The organism is Paenibacillus sp. FSL R5-0527 (assembly GCF_038008055.1).
Lineage (GTDB): Bacteria > Bacillota > Bacilli > Paenibacillales > Paenibacillaceae > Fontibacillus > Fontibacillus macerans.
Genome location: NZ_JBBOYI010000001.1, coordinates 2,089,671 through 2,107,370, shown reverse-complemented (window position 1 = coordinate 2,107,370; position 17,700 = coordinate 2,089,671). Strand labels below are relative to the sequence as shown.

General features: G+C 54.9%; 8 protein-coding genes. 3 read left to right on the top strand and 5 right to left on the bottom strand.

The window, feature by feature from the left end; genetic code table 11:
• Positions 1-87 precede the first annotated feature (87 nt).
• Positions 88-231 (bottom strand): hypothetical protein, encoded by a 144-nt coding sequence (locus NYE69_RS09315; RefSeq protein ID WP_340925930.1) that lies wholly within the window; start codon positions 229-231, stop codon positions 88-90.
• A gap of 34 nt (positions 232-265) precedes the next feature.
• Positions 266-502, bottom strand: coding sequence for a Fic family protein (locus tag NYE69_RS09310; RefSeq protein ID WP_340925929.1), 237 nt, complete (start codon positions 500-502; stop codon positions 266-268).
• A 284-nt stretch (positions 503-786) separates the two neighbouring features.
• On the opposite strand from NYE69_RS09310, the gene NYE69_RS09305 reads away from it, so the two are divergent.
• Positions 787-1,533 (top strand): GTP pyrophosphokinase, encoded by a 747-nt coding sequence (locus NYE69_RS09305; protein WP_340925928.1) that lies wholly within the window; start codon positions 787-789, stop codon positions 1,531-1,533.
• A gap of 421 nt (positions 1,534-1,954) precedes the next feature.
• Here the strand turns inward: NYE69_RS09305 and NYE69_RS09300 are convergent, their stop codons facing one another.
• The 3 genes from NYE69_RS09300 to NYE69_RS09290 are packed head-to-tail and all read right to left on the bottom strand — an operon-like array spanning position 1,955 to position 13,306.
• Positions 1,955-7,333: a GH92 family glycosyl hydrolase gene (locus tag NYE69_RS09300; RefSeq protein ID WP_340925927.1), complete on the bottom strand. Its 5,379-nt coding sequence runs from the start codon at positions 7,331-7,333 to the stop codon at positions 1,955-1,957.
• A gap of 30 nt (positions 7,334-7,363) precedes the next feature.
• Entirely contained in the window at positions 7,364-9,013 is a 1,650-nt protein-coding gene (locus NYE69_RS09295) for an S-layer homology domain-containing protein (protein WP_340925926.1), read from the bottom strand.
• 24 nt (positions 9,014-9,037) lie between these two features.
• A complete protein-coding gene (locus NYE69_RS09290; protein ID WP_328272241.1) occupies positions 9,038-13,306 on the bottom strand; it encodes a PA14 domain-containing protein in 4,269 nt (1,422 codons plus the stop codon).
• A 767-nt stretch (positions 13,307-14,073) separates the two neighbouring features.
• Here NYE69_RS09290 and NYE69_RS09285 point away from each other — a divergent pair.
• Positions 14,074-15,849, top strand: coding sequence for an ABC transporter ATP-binding protein (locus NYE69_RS09285; RefSeq protein WP_340925925.1), 1,776 nt, complete (start codon positions 14,074-14,076; stop codon positions 15,847-15,849).
• On the top strand, positions 15,836-17,614 hold the full coding sequence (locus tag NYE69_RS09280) for an ABC transporter ATP-binding protein (RefSeq protein ID WP_155620019.1): 1,779 nt from the start codon (positions 15,836-15,838) through the stop codon (positions 17,612-17,614). The genes NYE69_RS09285 and NYE69_RS09280 overlap by 14 nt, the downstream gene beginning before the upstream one ends.
• The last annotated feature ends 86 nt before the right edge of the window (positions 17,615-17,700 follow it).

Sequence of the window (17,700 nt, the reverse complement as noted above, 5' to 3'; positions counted from 1 at the left end):
CCAATCATTCTATATTATGCCAAATTTATCATGCCCAATTTATTATACCAAATTTTTATTTAAAGTTCGTGTTCAAAAAGTCAGGTTTTAAACGTGATATTTCTCGATCGGCTGGTTCAGCACCCATTCCAGCATCTCAATCTGGGCTTGTACAACAGGGTCATTGGTTCTTTTAGCCGACAGTTGTTTTAATTCATAGAGTTTGCGCTTAATTTGGTCTTCCGTTCTCATGATATTCCCCCTATTTGCAGTGGTCCTAATGCGGTTATTTCACCGTACCGATATATCTGCGCAAGCTGTCCTCCACGCAGCCGGCGATCAACTCCACAAAAGGTTCCAGGTCACCGTCAACGCCGGCCGTTTCCAGAGCGTCATAATACCTTATCCGATCCGCGTTTTCGGCTTTAACGACAGCCGGCGGATAACCGGATTTCATTAAGATCAAATTCATCAGCAGCCGTGCCGTCCGTCCGTTTCCTTCCTTAAAAGGATGTATGTACACAAAACGAAAATGGAACTCCGCGGCCAACTGCCTTCAATCGCATTCGAGTTGTACGTCCATTCTATCGATATGCCTCGTCCAAATTTTTGACCGCCGCCGCCGGCAATGGCCGAACTGCGTCCAGCTCTTTTTTTAATTGTTCGATGGTGTCAAAGCGCATATCACCCCTCCTTAACTATATTTACCATTATAGCATCCCCTTTCTGGAATCTACCTTCCCCCGTGCGGTATAATAAACTTATTGAATTATTTTCAGACTTCTTAGCCAAAAAAGGACGGTAAACATGACCGATATTTCTTTACCCTTGGAACAAATGAGAGCCTTACAGAAAAAGCTGACCCGTTTTTTAATGATGTATAAGTTCGCCTTGCACGAGATGGAGACGAAAATCGAGATTCTGCAGGAAGAATTTCAAATGCTGCACGACTACAATCCGATCGAGCATACGAAATCGCGCCTCAAATCCCCGGAGAGCATTATGAGAAAAATTTACCGCAAAGGCGGTCCGCTCTCCCTGGACGGCATCAAAAGCAGCATCCACGATATCGCCGGCATCCGGATCACCTGCTCCTTCATTTCGGACATATACCGGATCAGCCAAATGCTGCAAAACCAGAAGGATTTAAACGTGCTGTCGATCAAGGATTACATCAAGTACCCGAAACCCAACGGCTACAAAAGTTTGCACATGCTGGTCGAGGTTCCCGTGTTCATGTCGGACGGGGAAGAGCCGGTGTGCGTGGAAATTCAGATCCGTACGATCGCCATGGATTTCTGGGCCAGCCTGGAGCACAAAATTTTTTACAAATACAATGAGTCCGTCCCGGAGCGGCTGCTTCAGGATTTAAAAAAAGCCGCCGACACCGCGTACGAGCTGGATATAAAAATGGAGCAGCTGCAGCGGGAGATGGAGGAGATCAAGCTGGCCAATCAGGCCGCCGCGGCAGGCGAATTTCAGCTGTTGATTGACGACCGCAAGATCAACATTCCCGAGAATTTGCTCAGACTGCTGTCGGGAGATCCGGAATAATCGCTGCCGCACAGGCCGGCTGGTTGATTCAAATAAACAGCTATAAAAAATAAGTGCAAAAAGTGTCGTTATTTCGGCGATATCCGTTCATTGAGAGAAATAGAGGCAATTTATGTCGTTATTTTCCCCCGTCATATGGAAATGGGGGCTTTTGGACTATTTCATAGAAAAATAAGGACAAAAAATGCCGCTAACTGGGATAAATATGCTCGGCTGCGGATAATAAGCACATCAATTACCGCTATTTCACAAGGCCGACGGGTGTCGCTTTTCGGCAACAGGCGGTCAAGCACCGATTTCTAGGTTAAGCCGAAAATGGAGCTTATTTACCATTGTTTCCTTACCGCTCATCCAAAAATAAAGGAGCCGCCCCCTAGCAGGTCTGCCATAGATGGCTTCCGGGGTACGGCTCCTTTTATCTTTACCGTTTGGAGAAAATCATCCGGTCCATATTGCCCACGTAGGGCAGCCCGGACGTCGTCGAGCCTTTCAGCACAACGAAGATCGTTTGCGTACCGGCTAACGGCCGATCAAGCGTAGCGCCTTGAATTTTGTACGTCCCCCAACCGCTGCCGGTATTCGGCAGTTGGACCTGGCCGACCAACTCGCCGTCCTTATCCCCCAGGCGAATTTCGGCCACGACGTCCGCTGGGGCTTTTTGGGATGGGGCGTCATATTCGATCTCAATGTAATTTTTCCCTTGGGTGCCGAAATCGACGTCATTATACACCAGCCACGCGCCGGTAAAAGTGTTGTTCACGACGGTGTTGTTCCCGTTGTTCTTCTCCGTCCTCAGCCCGCCTTTGCCGAAGGTGCTGACCTCCGTCGTCCAGCCGCTGTAGCTTTCGAACTCCACGGTCACATTCGGCTCTCCCGGTTCCGGCTCGGGCTCGGGCTCGGATTCCGCCGTCTTCAGCGAAAAGCTGGCGTTATCGAAGTTCCCGATATAGGTATATTTCGAATCGGTCGTACCGGTCAGCACGAGATAAACGTCTTGAACGCCGGTGACGGTCCGGTTCAACTCGGCGGTTGCCGTTTTATAGGTTCCCCAGGAGCCGGCCGTCGGCGGTACGGCTGCCTTGCCGGCCAAAGTTCCGTTCACGGAGCCGAGACGAACTTCAACGGCGGCGTCGGCCGGGACGCTGTTGCTGTTGCCGGAGTATTCGATCGCGAACTGATTGACGCCCGCGCTGCCGAAATCCATTCCTTTGTAAGCAAGCCACGCCCCATTGAACGTGTTCGCTACTTGCTTCCCGCTTTTTCCGTTTTCTGTTTTCAGCGGCGTGCCTTTGGCCGGGTTAAGCTCCGTCGACCATGCGTCAAAGGTTTCCAATTCCAGCTTGGCATAATCGCTTCTGACTTTGTCGAACGTAAAGCTGTCGAAATTGCCGATATACGGAAGATCACCCGTTGTCGTGCCTTTCAGCACGATATACACATCCTGGACACCGGTGATGGTGGTGTTCAGGTTCGCCGAGGCGGTCCGGTACGTCCCCCAGCTGCTGCCGGTATTCGTCAGCGCTACGGTACCAATCAGGGTGCCGTCTACCGAGCCCAGGTGGATCTCCGCTCTGGCGTCGGCCGGCGCTCTCCCGGTTGGGGCGTCATAAACCACTTGAATCCGGTTCATCCCCGCCGATCCGAAATCAGCGCGTCGATAGGCCAGCCATGCGCCATCAAAGGTGTTTTTGACCACGGTTCCGCCGTTGTTCGGTTCCGTATCTAACGGCTTGCCATTAGGGTGCATATCCGTTGACAAGCCGGTATAAGCTTCAAATTGGATCGCCAGTTTCCCGTTTACCGCCTCGAATTTTGGCGTTTCCGCCGGCGGTTCCGGCTCCACCGCTGGTTCCGGCACATCCGGCGTTTTCACCGGTACCGGCAATGGCTCCGGCAACGGTTCTTCTTCACCCGGTTGCCCCGGCTCTTCGCCGCCCGGCGTACCCGGGTCCGGCTGCGGTTCGGCCTGCGAGACGATCGGCTCGGCCAGCCAGAGCGAATCATAAATGTTGCCGTCGTATTTGTCGACCAGGTAAATATTCACTTGATATTTGCTGGCGTTGACGTTGAAGCTTTGCGTCAGATCAAAGTTTCCGGCTGCCACCGGCACCGCGCTGGATACAAAAGCCTGTTGGCCGCCGTTCATCAATTGGATGACGGCAACGGCCGAATCCGCATAAGCGCCTTTCAGCGTGCCTGACACGTCAACGACCATATTGCCGGTCCGTTTGACATCGGCGTTCAGGTCAAACACGTCCCATTTTATGTCGGAGGTGTATGCAGCATCCGAAAGCAGCGGCTCCCCAGCGGTTACGCCCAGGCTTTCGTTCGCCTTGATTCTCACCTGCACAACGCCCGCGCCGTAAGCGACCGGGCCCACGATTTGCGGATTGGCGGTGGCGATCGTCCAGGTGCGGCCTCCGTCCGTGCTGAATTGATAGTCGGACGGCTGCTCGAAGCCCGGCACGTTAGTCCAGCCGAACGTGTTGGCCGTATCGTCCACGACCGGTCCGGTCGGCGCGGCCGGCTTCGCCATTTCCTTCACCGCGACAAGACCGAAGTCAAAGGCGATATCCGAGCTGGTCGCATTCACCTGATGCACCTCTACGGTCAGCACGTTGGTGCCTTTCACCAGAAGCGAAGGATCAATTTGGAAAACATTCCGGTCCCGCTCGTCATTAACGGTCGCATTGGCGTACGTGTTATAGCTTACCGGGCCGGTTGGCATATTGGTACGAATGACTTCGTGCCCGTTCAGGTACACAACGGCCCCGTCATCACGGACCAGCGTAGCGTCCAGTTCGAGGATGCCTGCGGTGTCCGCAACCTCAAACGTTTTGCGGAAATATGTCGCCGGGTACTTGTTGTTGCCGTCCGGCCCATAGCTGACGACTGTTTTCGCGTAGCCTTTGTTGTCGTATCCAAGCGGCGCCGGACCCGACTTCCACGCGCTGTCGTCATAGGCCGCGCCTGTCCAGCCGTCGCCGGCGTATTGACCCTTGTCGTAGTATTTCCAGGCCGAACCTTCGGCGATCAGCGCTTGACGGGACAAGGAGTTGTCGAAATCGGTGCCGTAGTCGGTCATCGGCGGTGCCGCTTTGGCCTTGGCGCCCCAGGCGGTGTTCGGCTCCGAACCCATGTCGAATTCCAGCGTGCCGCCGGCCATAATATCCTCGTACTTGATCCAGGCTTGATCAAATTCCCCGCCGTTCAGCGTGGCGGATTGAATAAAGCGGTTTTTGCCGGACACATTGTTCGCTTTGATCGTAAACGTTTTGCCGCCGTCCAGATGCAGCTTCACTTCCGAGAAAATCGGCGATCCGATCAGGAAAGCCGCGTCGCCCGGATTGGCGGGGAACAGCCCCATCGCGCTGTAGACGAACCAGGAAGCCATTGCACCCGCGTCATCGTCCATCGACGGCAGGTAGCCTTCCGGGTCGGCCCGGTACAGGCGCGATTTCAGCGGATAGGAATACGCCCCGTGGTTATGGTATTTATGCGTCACCACTTCCGTCGTATACTCGCGGGCAAAATATTGGGTCAAATACGGATAACCCAGGTAGTTGAACAAATACGGCGCGTCCAAATCCTGCTCGTTGACGGCCATATATTCGTCTCTAATGAAGAAGTCCGTCAACTGCTCGGCCATTTTCGTTTTGCCGCCGATTAGTTCAGCCAAACCTTTGATGTCCTGCGAAGCGGACCAGCGGTACTGCCACAGGTTGCCCTGGTAGGCGTATCTGTCCACCGCCGTCACATCCCCACTGCTAACGGTTATCCCGTTCGGGGTAAAGAACCCGATCTTGTCGCCGTTTTCGTCGACCTGATCCGGATTCCACAGGTCCTTGTAAGACAGAGCTACCTGCTTGTATTTCTCGTACGTCGCTTTGTCCCCGAGCAGCTCGGCCAGTTTCATCGGAAAATAACCGCTTTTTGCTTTTTCCAACTGACCCGACACTTTATCCTGATCGCCGAAGTTGCTCACGTCGACGCCCATGCCCTTCAGCGCCGTGTACGCGTCAAAATCGCGGAATCCCTTGGCATATGCGTCCAGAAGGACCGCGCCGTTAAACTCGTTCCGCACTGTCGGGCTCGGCCAGTATCCGTCCCCAAATTGCGTATAGGTGCCGCGTGTCTCGTACAGATCCGCCAAAGATTTCACCATGTTGTTGTATTCCGTTGGCGTCAGCACGGAGAACAGGGCGTATTTGCGAAAATCGTCCCAAGTCGCCCAGCCGTTGTAGTATTCAAAATCGTCGCCCAGCTCGGAAGCCTGCCGGATCGTGTTTTCGTCCCGTCCTGCTTTGAAGGTGCCGGCGGAGCTGGTTACGTTTTTCGGATGAAGGAACGTATGGTACATTTGCGTGTAAAAAATCCGTTTGTTCTCTTCGTCGGCATCGGTGATCTCCACTTTGCCGAGCAAATCGCTCCAAGCGCCGCGAATCTTGGCGTGCTGAGCGTCGAAGTCCCAGCCCTCGATGTCGTGATCGCGCTCGTATTTCGCCTGTTCCACGCTGATCGGCGACAGGCCCACTTTCGCCTGAATCACTTTGCCGGCGGCGTTTGCGAAGTTCACCCACACGCCGCTGTTTGACCCGCTGCGCACCGCGTCCGTTCCCGTCGCATCGCCCTGCCAGGACGTGTAGGAGTCGAAATCATGATCGAACTGGATGGAATAATACATAATGTAATATCCATATCCGCAGACGTTTTTCGATTTGACCATGCCGGAAATTTCATTGTTGTTTTCCACTTTAAGATTGGCGTCGATCATGCCGGCATACGAGTTGGACAGATCGACCAGTACGGAGCCGGTCGTTGCCGATGCCGGGAACGTGTAGCGGTGAAAGCCCACATTGTCCGAAGCGGTCAACTCAACGCCGACACCGGAGTTCAGGTTTACCGCATAATATCCGGCGGAAGCCTGTTCGCTGGCTTTATCGTATTTTTGCTTGTACTCGTTGACGTTTTTCGTGAAAGAGCCGGTTTCCGGCATCATCAAAATATTGCCGCCCGCCCCGCTGCAGCCTGCGCCGCTGAATCTCAGGTGCGAGAAACCCTTCAAGTTCTTATCCTGGTAGTAGTACCCGCTGAACGCTCCGCCATCGCTATCGGGCCCTAGGGAAACGAGGCCAAACGGCATCGTCGGTCCCGGGTTCGTCTGGCCGTTGTCGCCGAGCGTATTAATGAACGGGTCCACGTAGTCGACCGGATCGAGGTTGGCCGGCGGATAAGCCGGCGTTTGGCCGGCATCAACCCCGTACAGCTCAAGCTCATACAAGCGCACGGTATTGGAGTCATGTGCTCCTTTGCTCACGTAGAACCGGACATACCGGGCGGAAAAAGGCTCCGGCAAATAGCGGTCGACAATCGTCTGCGCGTTGTTTTGCACAACGTCGACGTCCGTCCAGGTTTTGCCGTCATCGCTTTTTTGCAAGCGGAAATTTTTCGTGTTCCAGAACGGGCTGTTGCTTTCGTTGATGCCCGCGTTGATAACGACCCATTCGTTGATGTTGTACACTTGGCCCAAATCAAGCTTCATCCATTTGATTTTGGCGTTCGTATTGTCGCACCATTTCGTGTCGGTTTTACCGTCAACGGCAAATTTGGCGGCTTCGCTGCTGTTGCATTGCCCCGAGGCCGTCACGGTCGCGTTCAAAGCGACGTTCCGCGTCGGTTCTCCCTGGACCGCAGGCCCCGCGGCCGCGGCGGAAACGGGAACGGCGCCCGGAATCATCGACTGGACCAAGCCGCTCAGCAGCAGCACCGTCATGAGCGCTGCAAAAATCCTCTTCTTCATCGCGTTTGGTTCTCCTCCTTTTTATACGTCTTACAGAGAACTGTCCGAAATTATGAGTCGTTTGAGCATAACGGCAACCTCGGCGCGGGTCACGGCCCGGTCCGGGCTGAATTTCTTCCCGTCGCCTTGAATCAGACCTGTGCTCCATGCGCTGCTGGCGGCGGTTTTCGCCCAGCCGGAAATGCTGCCGGCATCGGCAAAAGCGGGCTGACCCCCGTTCGTTGCCGCCAGGTTGAAATAATCCGCAGCGCGGACCAGCGCAACGACCGCTTCCTCGCGGGTGATTTGGTCGTTCGGCCGGAATTTGCCGTTGTATCCGGTAATGATGCCAAGCGCCGCGGCGTCGGCCACATTCCGGGTGTAATATTGGCCGGCCGGCACGTCCGTAAATGTCCCCACGGCGCCCTGGTCTGCCAGCGGTTTGCCCGATTGCTCCAGCGTCCGCATGATCAAGGCGACGAATTCGGAGCGGGTGATGCTGCGTCCCGGCGCGTAATGGTTTTCGTCGACGCCCTTCACGATCCCCTTGGCGGCCAGCGATTTGACGGAGCTTTCCGCCCAGTGACCGACCAAATCCACAAATGTTTTGCTGTATTCCAGAATCGTGTAATAGGAGAAATGCCCGACGGTAAAGTTAAACGTTCCGTTCTTCACCGTACCCGGCGTATATTCAAGCGTTTTGCCGTCCGCATAATAAACACCGGCAAGATCCGCGGAAATCTGTTTCGCCTGCTCGTCCGTCAGCTTCATCGTCACCTCAGCGGGTTTGTCCAACTGATGGATTTCCGTCACGTTGCCGCCGGAGATCAGCTGAATCACGACGGAGAGCACAACGCCTGTGGATTTATAGTCAGGACTTACGCGCAGCGACTGTTCGACCACCGCCTTGGCTTCATCGCTCCAGGCGGCGTTCAGCACGACGCGGACTCGCGTGAGCTCATCGGCGGAAACCGCCAGGGAGCCTGCCGGGAAACGGACGGTGCGGTTGCCGGACGTTACGATCAGATCGATCTCGCGATCCTCCAGTCCGGTTAACGATTTAGCAGGGAATTCCAATGCCGATCCGCTTTCTGCGGCGGATGCGGGCAGTTCGATCGTCACCGCGCCTTTCGCTTGCTCTGCGGCTTTCGCGATTACGTCGCTGCCGGCGATATATCGGCCGTCCTTGGCCAATTCCGGCTGAACGTTTGCGCCGCTCACCTGTCCCGCGGCCGCCGGAATGTCCTTGGAATCGGAATTATTCGCCGGTGGAGCCGTTTCTACGGGATTCGAATTCGAGCCTCCGCCCGGGTTACTTGGTCTGGAAGGCTCCTCACCCGAATTATTTCCGCCTTTGCCCGGAATCGTAAACGTGCCGGACTGCGTCAAACCGCCGTTGCCGGCAATGACCGTATAAACGCCGGAGGGCGCCAGGTCTTCCGTCTCCGGAATCGCCACCGTTTGCGAATAAGCGCCGTTTTGGGCAGAGATAACATCGATGTATAAAACCGTTTGATTCGGACTCACCATTTTGACCACGACGTCGTCCGTTTCGTCCGCCACCGTTCCGGAAAGCGTAATTTCGCCGCCGCGCAGCACCTCCTTCACGCTTAACTCCAGCGTGAAGGAAGCCGCGGCGTAGACCGAAACCGGCGTAAGCACGAACAATAACGCCAGGATGGCCGCCACATATTTTTTCACCGTATTGTCCTCTCTTTCTGCCCGTTACTGAAACACAACCGGTCTCGCCAGTTGGAGCGGTACTTCAAGGTTGCTGTTAAACTCGTCGAACACAAACACTTTGACACTGTACTTATCTCCGCTGACATTAAAGTACTGGGAAACGTTCAGCTTGTCGTCCGGCAGCGGAATGGCGTTGATCAGCAGCGGCTCGTTTCCGTTCAGCAGCTCAAACACCACGTAGGCGGGTCCGCTGTAATCGGCCAACCGCTCGACCTCAACGTCCACCTTGAGCTGGCCTTCTCTCTTGAGGACGCCCGACAGGGCATACGTATCCCGAACCCCGTTCGCGGTAAACGGTTTATCCGAAGCCAGCGGCAAACCGGCTTCGGTTCCTGCCGCTTCGTCCCCTTTTACGCGCACCAGCACCGTGCCTGCAGGGTACTCGTGATCCCCTACCGGCTGCGGTTTGGCCGTTACCGGCTGCCAGGTCTTGCCGCCATCGACGCTATATTCGTAAGAGGACAGCTCGTCATAACCCGGAACCGCGGTCCAGCCAAACGTGTTGCGCGCGTCGTCGACCACCGGAGCGGTCGGCGCGGACGGCACATCGCCCTGTAAAACGGCCGTCCGAATGTCCGAATTGTCCCGCTTATCCACCGCTCTAACCGCAAACTCGTATGTTAAAGCAGGATCCGTATTACCGACCGTGTATTGATAGTCCGTTTGGCCTTCGACTGCCGGTACGTAGACGCTCCAATTCGGGCCCAGTCTGCCGTTCACTTCGTAAATCCGGAAGCCGCGAACGGCGTCATCGGCGTTTTTGTCGGCCGGTTTAGTCCAGGAAAGCTCTGTTTTCTTGCCGTCAACTATCTTGGCGGACAGCCCTTCAACCGGATTTGGTTTTTCGCTGTTTTGGACGATCTTATATTTATCGAACGGAGTATCTTCACCCGAAATATAGGTGCTGATGGTCAGGCTGTCCTCCGTGATATGAACGCCCGAATAGATCGGTTTATTCGGTTGCTGATAAACCGCGGCGTAATACTTGTCCGCGTTTGGATTGATTTGGTAATATTTCCGTCCCGGCGAGTTGTTGATCATATAAAGCGTTCCGTCCGGATTGAGCAGCCGGCCGCTGGCGTCCTTCTTCACATTCGCCACGGGCTGGTTGTTGTACATTTGATAGGATCTCATGAAAGTATGGTCATGCCCTTGTAAAACCAGGTCGATCCCAAGCTCGTCCAGCACCGGATAAAGCTTCTTCCGCAACTCAGCAATATCGGTATCGGTGGCGTGGTTGCCCACGGAATAAATCGCTTTGTGGAAGGCTACGATTTTCCATTTTTTGTCCGTTTGCGCCACTTCTTTTCGCAGCCACTCGATTTGCTTATTGAACGAATTTGTCTGCGCTGCGTCCCAAGGAATATCACCGGTATTCAATACCATGATATGAGCTGGCCCGTAATCAAAGGAATAAACCGTACCTCTCGGTTTGGGATCGGTGTGCGAGTCGTCCGGCAAATTAAAATGATAGAAAAAGTTGTTGTTGTTCGGCCCCTCATGGTTGCCGATCGTTGCCATCAACGGCAGGTTCATCAGCAGATCTTGCGGCTGGCCGAAATAGTCGCTCCACTGGCCTTCGTTCGCTCCGGCATCCACCAGATCGCCGGGCATGACCAGAAATCTCGCGTCCGGATAGTCATCCAAGGCATTTTTCAGCGAATTGGCCCAGACGCGGTAATCCTCGGTATTCGCGCCCTGCGAATCCGTCATATACAGGAAATCGTATTCGTTCTCGGTATTCCCCTCGGTCGTAAAGCGGCCGGTTTGGCTCCAGTTGCCGTCACTGCCCACCCGGTATTTGTAGGCCGTTCCGGGAGCAAGGCCCGTTGCAATCGCCTTATGGCTGATAAAAGAGCCGGTGGTGCTGCCAAGATTTAAGTTCTTAAGGATCTGCGTATCTTTAGGGTCGCCGACAAAACGCATCACCGCCGCCGAATTAAAATCCTGATCGGCAGGCACGACTTCTACGATACTGTCCAGAATATTGGCGGGCGCGTTATCCGGGATCTCATTAGAGGTGTACCAGGCAAATGAACGGGTCGTTTTCGCGTCACCGTAAAGGGACATCGCTATATCCTTTGGCGAATAGTCTACGGCTTCGGACTGGTTGACCGGGCTGAAGGTAAAGCCGCCCACGCTTCCGCCGCCGGCAAACTTCAACCCGCCTTGCCCGTCGTAAACGACATTTACGGTTTCTTTGGGCTTGACGGTACCTTCCAGCTTAAGCTTAAGCACGGACGGATCGGCGCCTTGCTCCACGCTTTCGGCTTTAAGTTCTTTGCCGCCGGCTTTCACCGTTAGATGGTCCTTCAAAGCGGACGGCAAATCGCTCAGATCCGCCATCAGGTTAAGCGAAACGGTCAGGCCGTCCGCTCCCAAGTTGCCCGAGATCGGTCCGGTATAGTTTTCCGGCAAATAAAAAGCGCTCACCGGCACGATATCCTTGACCATGTTCGGCGTCGACCAGCGCAAATACAGATTGGAGCCGCCGTAATCCTCGAAATATTCCACTTTGAAGTTGTATTTGACGCCGGCCTCCAGAGTCACCGGCTGGCTGGTCTGCTCCTTGTCCCAGTCGTTCACCCAATGGTCGATGACGACTTTATCGTCGATCCACAGCTTGAACCCGTTGTCGCCGATCATGTAAAACGTATAATCGCCCGTTTCCGGCGCCATGATTTGCCCGGTCCAACGTACGTTGGCATCGTCCTCTTGGCCTGTCCAGGCTTTCAGGATCGGATCCAGGTTCGTGAAGTTGATTTGCGAGTCGACGATGGTCGCTTTGTGTTCGACAAAATTAAATGGCATATCGCCGTTATTGGTGTAATATTCGGCAAGCAGCCCCTGATTTTTTCCGAGTACGGGCGGGGTCGAGTCGGAACTGTTCAGCTCTAGTGAAAAATACAGGTCGGAGCTGTCGGCGCGCTGCTGATGGACTTCCGCGGCAATCACGTTCGTGCCGTCAATAAGCAGGGACGGATCAATATCAAAATGTTCCTCGTCCCGCTCGTCGCCCACCGCTTCGGGAGCAAGCGTATTGTACGTGATGGCGCCTTGCGGCATATTCGTGCGGTATACTTCCTGGCCGTTCAAATAGATAACCGCGCCATCGTCACGGATCAAAGCGGCGGAAAGCTGTTTGATCGCGTCCGCGTCCGCTACCTGGAATTCCTTGCGGAAATAGGTCGTAATGTACTTATTGCTTGCACTGGAGCCGTATTCGATCACGGTCGTCGGCTGCGGTTTGCTGCTGCTGGCATATCCAAGCGAAGCCGGAGCCGTCTTCCATTCGCTGTCGTCAAAGTCGACGGCGCGCCAGGCCGTTCCCTGATCGGTACCGTTGTCGAGATAGGTCCAATCGCTGTTTTTGGCAATCAGCTGTCCGGCCGCGAGGGCTTTCACTGGAGCCTCCGTGACGGTGACCAGTGCGGACGCTTTATAACCGCCATCCTCCGTGGTCGCGGTGACCCCGGTCGTCCCCGGCGATTTGGCCGTAACGAGGCCGTCGGCATTCACCTCGGCGATGGCCGGGTCATCCGACGACCACGTATAGGCGGCATTGGTCGCATCGCTTGGCGCAACCGTCGCCGTCAGCCGGTCCGTGCCGCCCACCGCCAGTTCCAGGTTATGCTTGTCCAGCGTAATGCCGGTCACCGGTACGGCAGCCGGATTTTCCCCAAACGAGCCGTAAGCCTCAATTTCATAGATGTTCGCCTGATAGTTCCCGCTTTCGTTGGCATCCCCCGGATCGGTGATGTTCAGCTTAAAATAACGGGCCGTCACCGGCGTATCCAATTCATGCTCCGTCGTGCCGTACGTGTTGTCCGTCACCGTCACCGCGGTCGTCCAATGCACGTCATCGGAACTGGTTTCGATCGTAAAATCGCGGGTATTGAAGCCGTCCGGTTCGCCCGCCGCGCCCGCATGGGCCACCACGAACCTGTGCACCGTCGCTTCGGCACCCGCGTCGATTTTGAGCCAATAAGGGTTCTGCGCATCAGGGGACTGCGTATCTCCCTCATAAGACCATTTACTGCCTGTAAAATTTCCGTCAATCGCTTTAGACGGGGCATAACCTCCCGATATCTCTCCGTTTGCCGAGGCCGTTACGCCCGCGCCGGCAAACACATTGATGTCCCCGGACTCCGCCAGCGCCGGCCGAACCGGGACATACCCCGTAGAGAACAACGAGGTTAAAAGCATAACCACCGCAAGCACCCGGCTTGTCAGCGCAACCCTACTTTTCACTCCCAAACTCCCTCCCAGTCAAAGTATTGATGATCGAAGGAAATGATACGCTTTAGCCTGGTTTCATTCAATTCATGCAGCGTTAAGGGGATATTAAATTTTCGTTAAAGGGTTTAATTAAAATGGCCCGATCCAAAAAACACCTCCCTTTCGCGGCAAGCTAATAATCCCGCGGCTGCTTTTTTTTGTAAGGAAAAGGCTGAAAATGAGAAAGGTTTAGGCCAAGGCGGAAAAACATGCAATCTGCAAATAACCCTGAAAATCCGTTTTAGTAAGCGCTTGCTAAAGGTGTCGCTATCACCGCCCGTGTGAGCTTTATGGAATGTCCTTTCCTGTGTGAAATCTATGTAAAAAATGCCGCTCAATTCCCTAAATTATGGGTAAGTTTTTTTTTGCGATAAATCCTTTACCGGAAAACGCGAAAAAACCGCTGAAGGGTCAGCGGCGTTCAAACCCGATAGCGGTATTTTTTGTCCTTATTTCGGCTCCATTGCCCTTTTTCGAATTAATAGCCACCCGCGAAATCCCTCTCTTCATCTTTTTTAATCAAACCGGTCAAAAAACGTAATATCCCGTTCATATCCTAAATAATGTAACGAAATAAAAGCAATGGGATGATTCCGTGAAGAAAACGCAGTCATACGTGGCAACATGCTGGAATATGCGGGTTTTACCTTCTGACGGTTATGGTATAATCACCATGATTTGCAAAATGGAAGAACATTTTTGCAGCTTGAATGAGAGAACAAACAGAAACAGGTGATCAAATGTTCGAACTGAAATGGCTGTGGCAAAATCTGCGCGGGGACAGGGCAAGGTACATACTGGCTCTCATCCTTTCCGTCGCAGGCTCCTCGCTGACGATCGTGAATCCGTACATAGGCCAGCGTATCGTCGATACGTTTATCGCCGGGCCCGACGCCATGCAAAACTTGACGCAGGAACGGCAATTGCTGATTATGCTCTGCCTGGGAATGGTCGGCTTTTCCTTGCTGCGCACGGGTCTGGCTTACTTAACGATGATGCAGTACGAGCGGGCCTCGCAAAACATGCTGTACCGCGTCCGCATTTATCTGTACAACAAAATCCAGGAACAGGACATGCATTACTACGATCACAACCGCACCGGCGATCTCATGACCAAGATGACAGGCGATCTGGACATGGTTCGGCACTCGATGGCGTGGATTATCAAAACGATCATCGAATCGCTGACGATTTTCGTTGCTGCGGTTGTTTATTTTTTCACCATTGACGCCGTGCTGACCTGGTGGCTGCTGATCTTGTCGCCGCCGATTTTCATCGTGGCCTACATGTTTGCGAAACGCGTTCGCCCTATGTATGTAGACCTGCGCGAACGGCTGTCCCAGCTGAACACGACGACTCAGGAAAATATTTCGGGCAACCGCGTCGTCAAAGCCTTCGCCCGCGAGAACTACGAAATCGAGAAATTCACCGAGAAAAACGTAAACTTCTCCAAGGCCAACAAAGCGGCCGCGCTCGTATGGCTGGATTATTTTCCTTATCTGGAGACGTTCGCGCAAGCGTTCAACGTGATCCTGATGATCGCCGGTGGGCTGTTCGTGATGAACGGAAGAATCACCTTTGGGGAATATTCGGCGTTTGCCGCGCTGGTGTGGGCCGTCTCCAACCCGATGCGCAACATCGGCATCATCATCAACGACATTCAGCGCTTTTTCGCCAGCCTGACCAAAATCGTGGAGATCTATTACGCCAAACCGCAGATCGTCAACGGGCACAACGCGGAGAAGCCCCGGCGTTACGAAGGCCGGATCGAGTTCGAGCATGTCAGCTTTAAATACGACAACGCGCTGGTGCTGGACGATGTGAGCTTTACGGTCGAGCCGGGTGAAACCGTTGCCATCATGGGCTCGACCGGATCGGGCAAAACGACGCTCGTCAACCTGATCCCGCGCTTTTACGATGCGACCGAAGGGCGCGTGCTCGTCGACGGCGCGGATGTGCGCCAGCTTGAGCTCGACGAGCTTCGCGGGAACATCGGCGTGGCGACCCAGGACGTGCTGCTCTTCTCCGATACGATCGACGGCAACATCGCCTTCGGCGATCCCGACCTGCCGGAGGAGGAGACGATGGAATACGCCCGGCTCGCCGCGGCGCACGACTTTATCGTCAAGATGCCCGAGGGATACGACACCATCGTCGGGGAGCGCGGCGTCGGCTTGTCCGGCGGCCAGAAGCAGCGGATCGCACTGGCCCGGGCCATGGCGGTGCGGCGGCCGATTCTGATCCTGGACGACACGACCTCCGCGGTCGACCTTGAAACCGAAGAGCATATCCAGAAAAGCCTGCGCGAACTGGAATATCCGTGTACGAAAATCATCATCGCACAGCGGGTGTCAACGACCGCGGAAGCCGACCGCATCCTCATCCTGGACGGCGGCCGCGTGATCGAGGAAGGAACCCACGCCGAGCTGCTGGCGAAGCGTGGCTACTATTACGATGTGTTTATGCTGCAAAACGAAGGCGTTGGAAGGGCGGTGACGGCAAATGGCAAGGAATAAATTCGACATCGACGAAAACCTGGAATCGCCATTTGACATCAAGCACTTTCGGCGTGCAATGGTCTATATCAAGCGGCAGAAAAAGCCGATGCTCGTCGCCTTTGCGCTCAGCGCTTTGTCCGCGGCGATCGGGCTGTCGGCCCCGCTGATCATGCAGCACGTCGTCGACGTGACGATTCCCGAGAAGGCCGTCCTTCCCCTGCTGGGCTGGTCGGCGCTGATGCTGGCGACGATCGTCGTCAGCGTGATCCTGGCGACGGTGCGCTCGCGCATGATGACGAGCGTCGGCCAGGACATCATCTTCGACATCCGGACGGACCTGTTCAAGCATTTGCAGGAGCTTCCGTTCAAATATTACGACGACCGGCCGCAGGGCAAAATCCTGATCCGGGTCGTCAACTACGTCAACGCGGTATCCGACGTATTGTCCAACGGCATCATCAACTTTATTTTGGAACTGCTCAACCTGATCTTCATCGCCGCGTTCATGTTTGCCGTCGACGTCCGGCTTTCGCTGATCACGCTTGCGGGGCTGCCCGTGTTCCTCGGCATCATGCTGATGATCAAAAACAAGCAGCGCCGGTCGTGGCAGGCGGTATCGAACAAAAGCTCCAACATGAACGCTTACCTGCAGGAGAGCATCAGCGGCATTCGCGTAACCCAGATTTTCTCCCGCGAGCAGCGCAATGAGGGGATTTTCACGCGGCTGGCCGGCAATTACCGGCGCGAATGGATGCGGGCGATCCACTACAACGCGCTGATCCCGTTTTCGGTCGACAACCTGGCGACGATCGTGACGATGCTGATTTATCTGATCGGCCTGCTCGCGCTGAATCCGGCGGAGGTCACCTTCGGCGTGATCCTGGCGATGAGCAACTATGCGGCCCGCTTCTGGCAGCCGATTTTGAACCTGTCCAACCTGTACAACAGTTTTATCAACGCCGTCGCTTATCTGGAACGGATCTTCGAAACGCTGGATGAGCCGGTCACCGTCAGCGACGTGCCGAATGCGAAGGAACTGCCGCAGGTGAAAGGCAATGTGACCTTTGACAACGTCACCTTCGCCTATGACCCGGGCCTCAACATCCTGGAGAACCTCTCCTTCGAGGTAAAAGCCGGGGAAAGCATCGCGCTTGTAGGCCCGACCGGGGCGGGCAAGACGACCGTCGTCAACCTGATTTCACGGTTCTATAACGTAACGGGCGGCAGGATCCTCATCGACGGCGAAGACATTTCGCAGGTGACGCTGAAGTCGCTGCGCAGCCAAATGGGGATTATGCTGCAGGACAGCTTTATTTTCTCCGGCACGATTTTGGATAATATCCGCTACGGCCGGCTTGACGCCACCGAGGAGGAAATTATCGCCGCCGCCAAGACGGTATGCGCCGACGAGTTCATCCGCGAGTTTGAGCACGGGTACCTGACGGAGGTTAACGAGCGCGGCTCGAAGCTGTCCCAGGGGCAGCGCCAGCTCATCTCGTTTGCCCGGACGCTGCTCGCCGATCCGCGCATCCTGATCCTGGACGAAGCGACCTCGTCCATCGACGCCAAAACCGAACGCCTGCTGCAAAAAGGCTTGAACGAGCTCCTCAAAGGGCGCACCTCGTTCATCATCGCGCACCGGCTGTCCACCGTGAAGAACTGCGACCGGATCATGTACGTCTCGGACAAGGGCATCGCCGAATGCGGTTCGCACGACGAGTTGATCGCCCGCCGCGGCCTCTACTACCGCCTTTACACGGCGCAGAAGATGGAAGCTATGTAAGAATAACGCTGGCAGCGTAGTCGTATGAATCTGACTTCAACGTTGGACGCAAAGGGAGGGAGGAGTATGGGAGTTCACCCCATACT

Bases quoted from the DNA above. Each gene is read 5' to 3' on its own strand.
- NYE69_RS09315 (WP_340925930.1), bottom strand. From the start codon at position 231: ATGAGAACGGAAGACCAAATTAAGCGCAAACTCTATGAATTAAAACAA.
- NYE69_RS09305 (WP_340925928.1), top strand. From the start codon at position 787: ATGACCGATATTTCTTTACCCTTGGAACAAATGAGAGCCTTACAGAAA.
- NYE69_RS09300 (WP_340925927.1), bottom strand. From the start codon at position 7,333: ATGAAGAAGAGGATTTTTGCAGCGCTCATGACGGTGCTGCTGCTGAGC.
- NYE69_RS09285 (WP_340925925.1), top strand. From the start codon at position 14,074: ATGTTCGAACTGAAATGGCTGTGGCAAAATCTGCGCGGGGACAGGGCA.
- NYE69_RS09280 (WP_155620019.1), top strand. From the start codon at position 15,836: ATGGCAAGGAATAAATTCGACATCGACGAAAACCTGGAATCGCCATTT.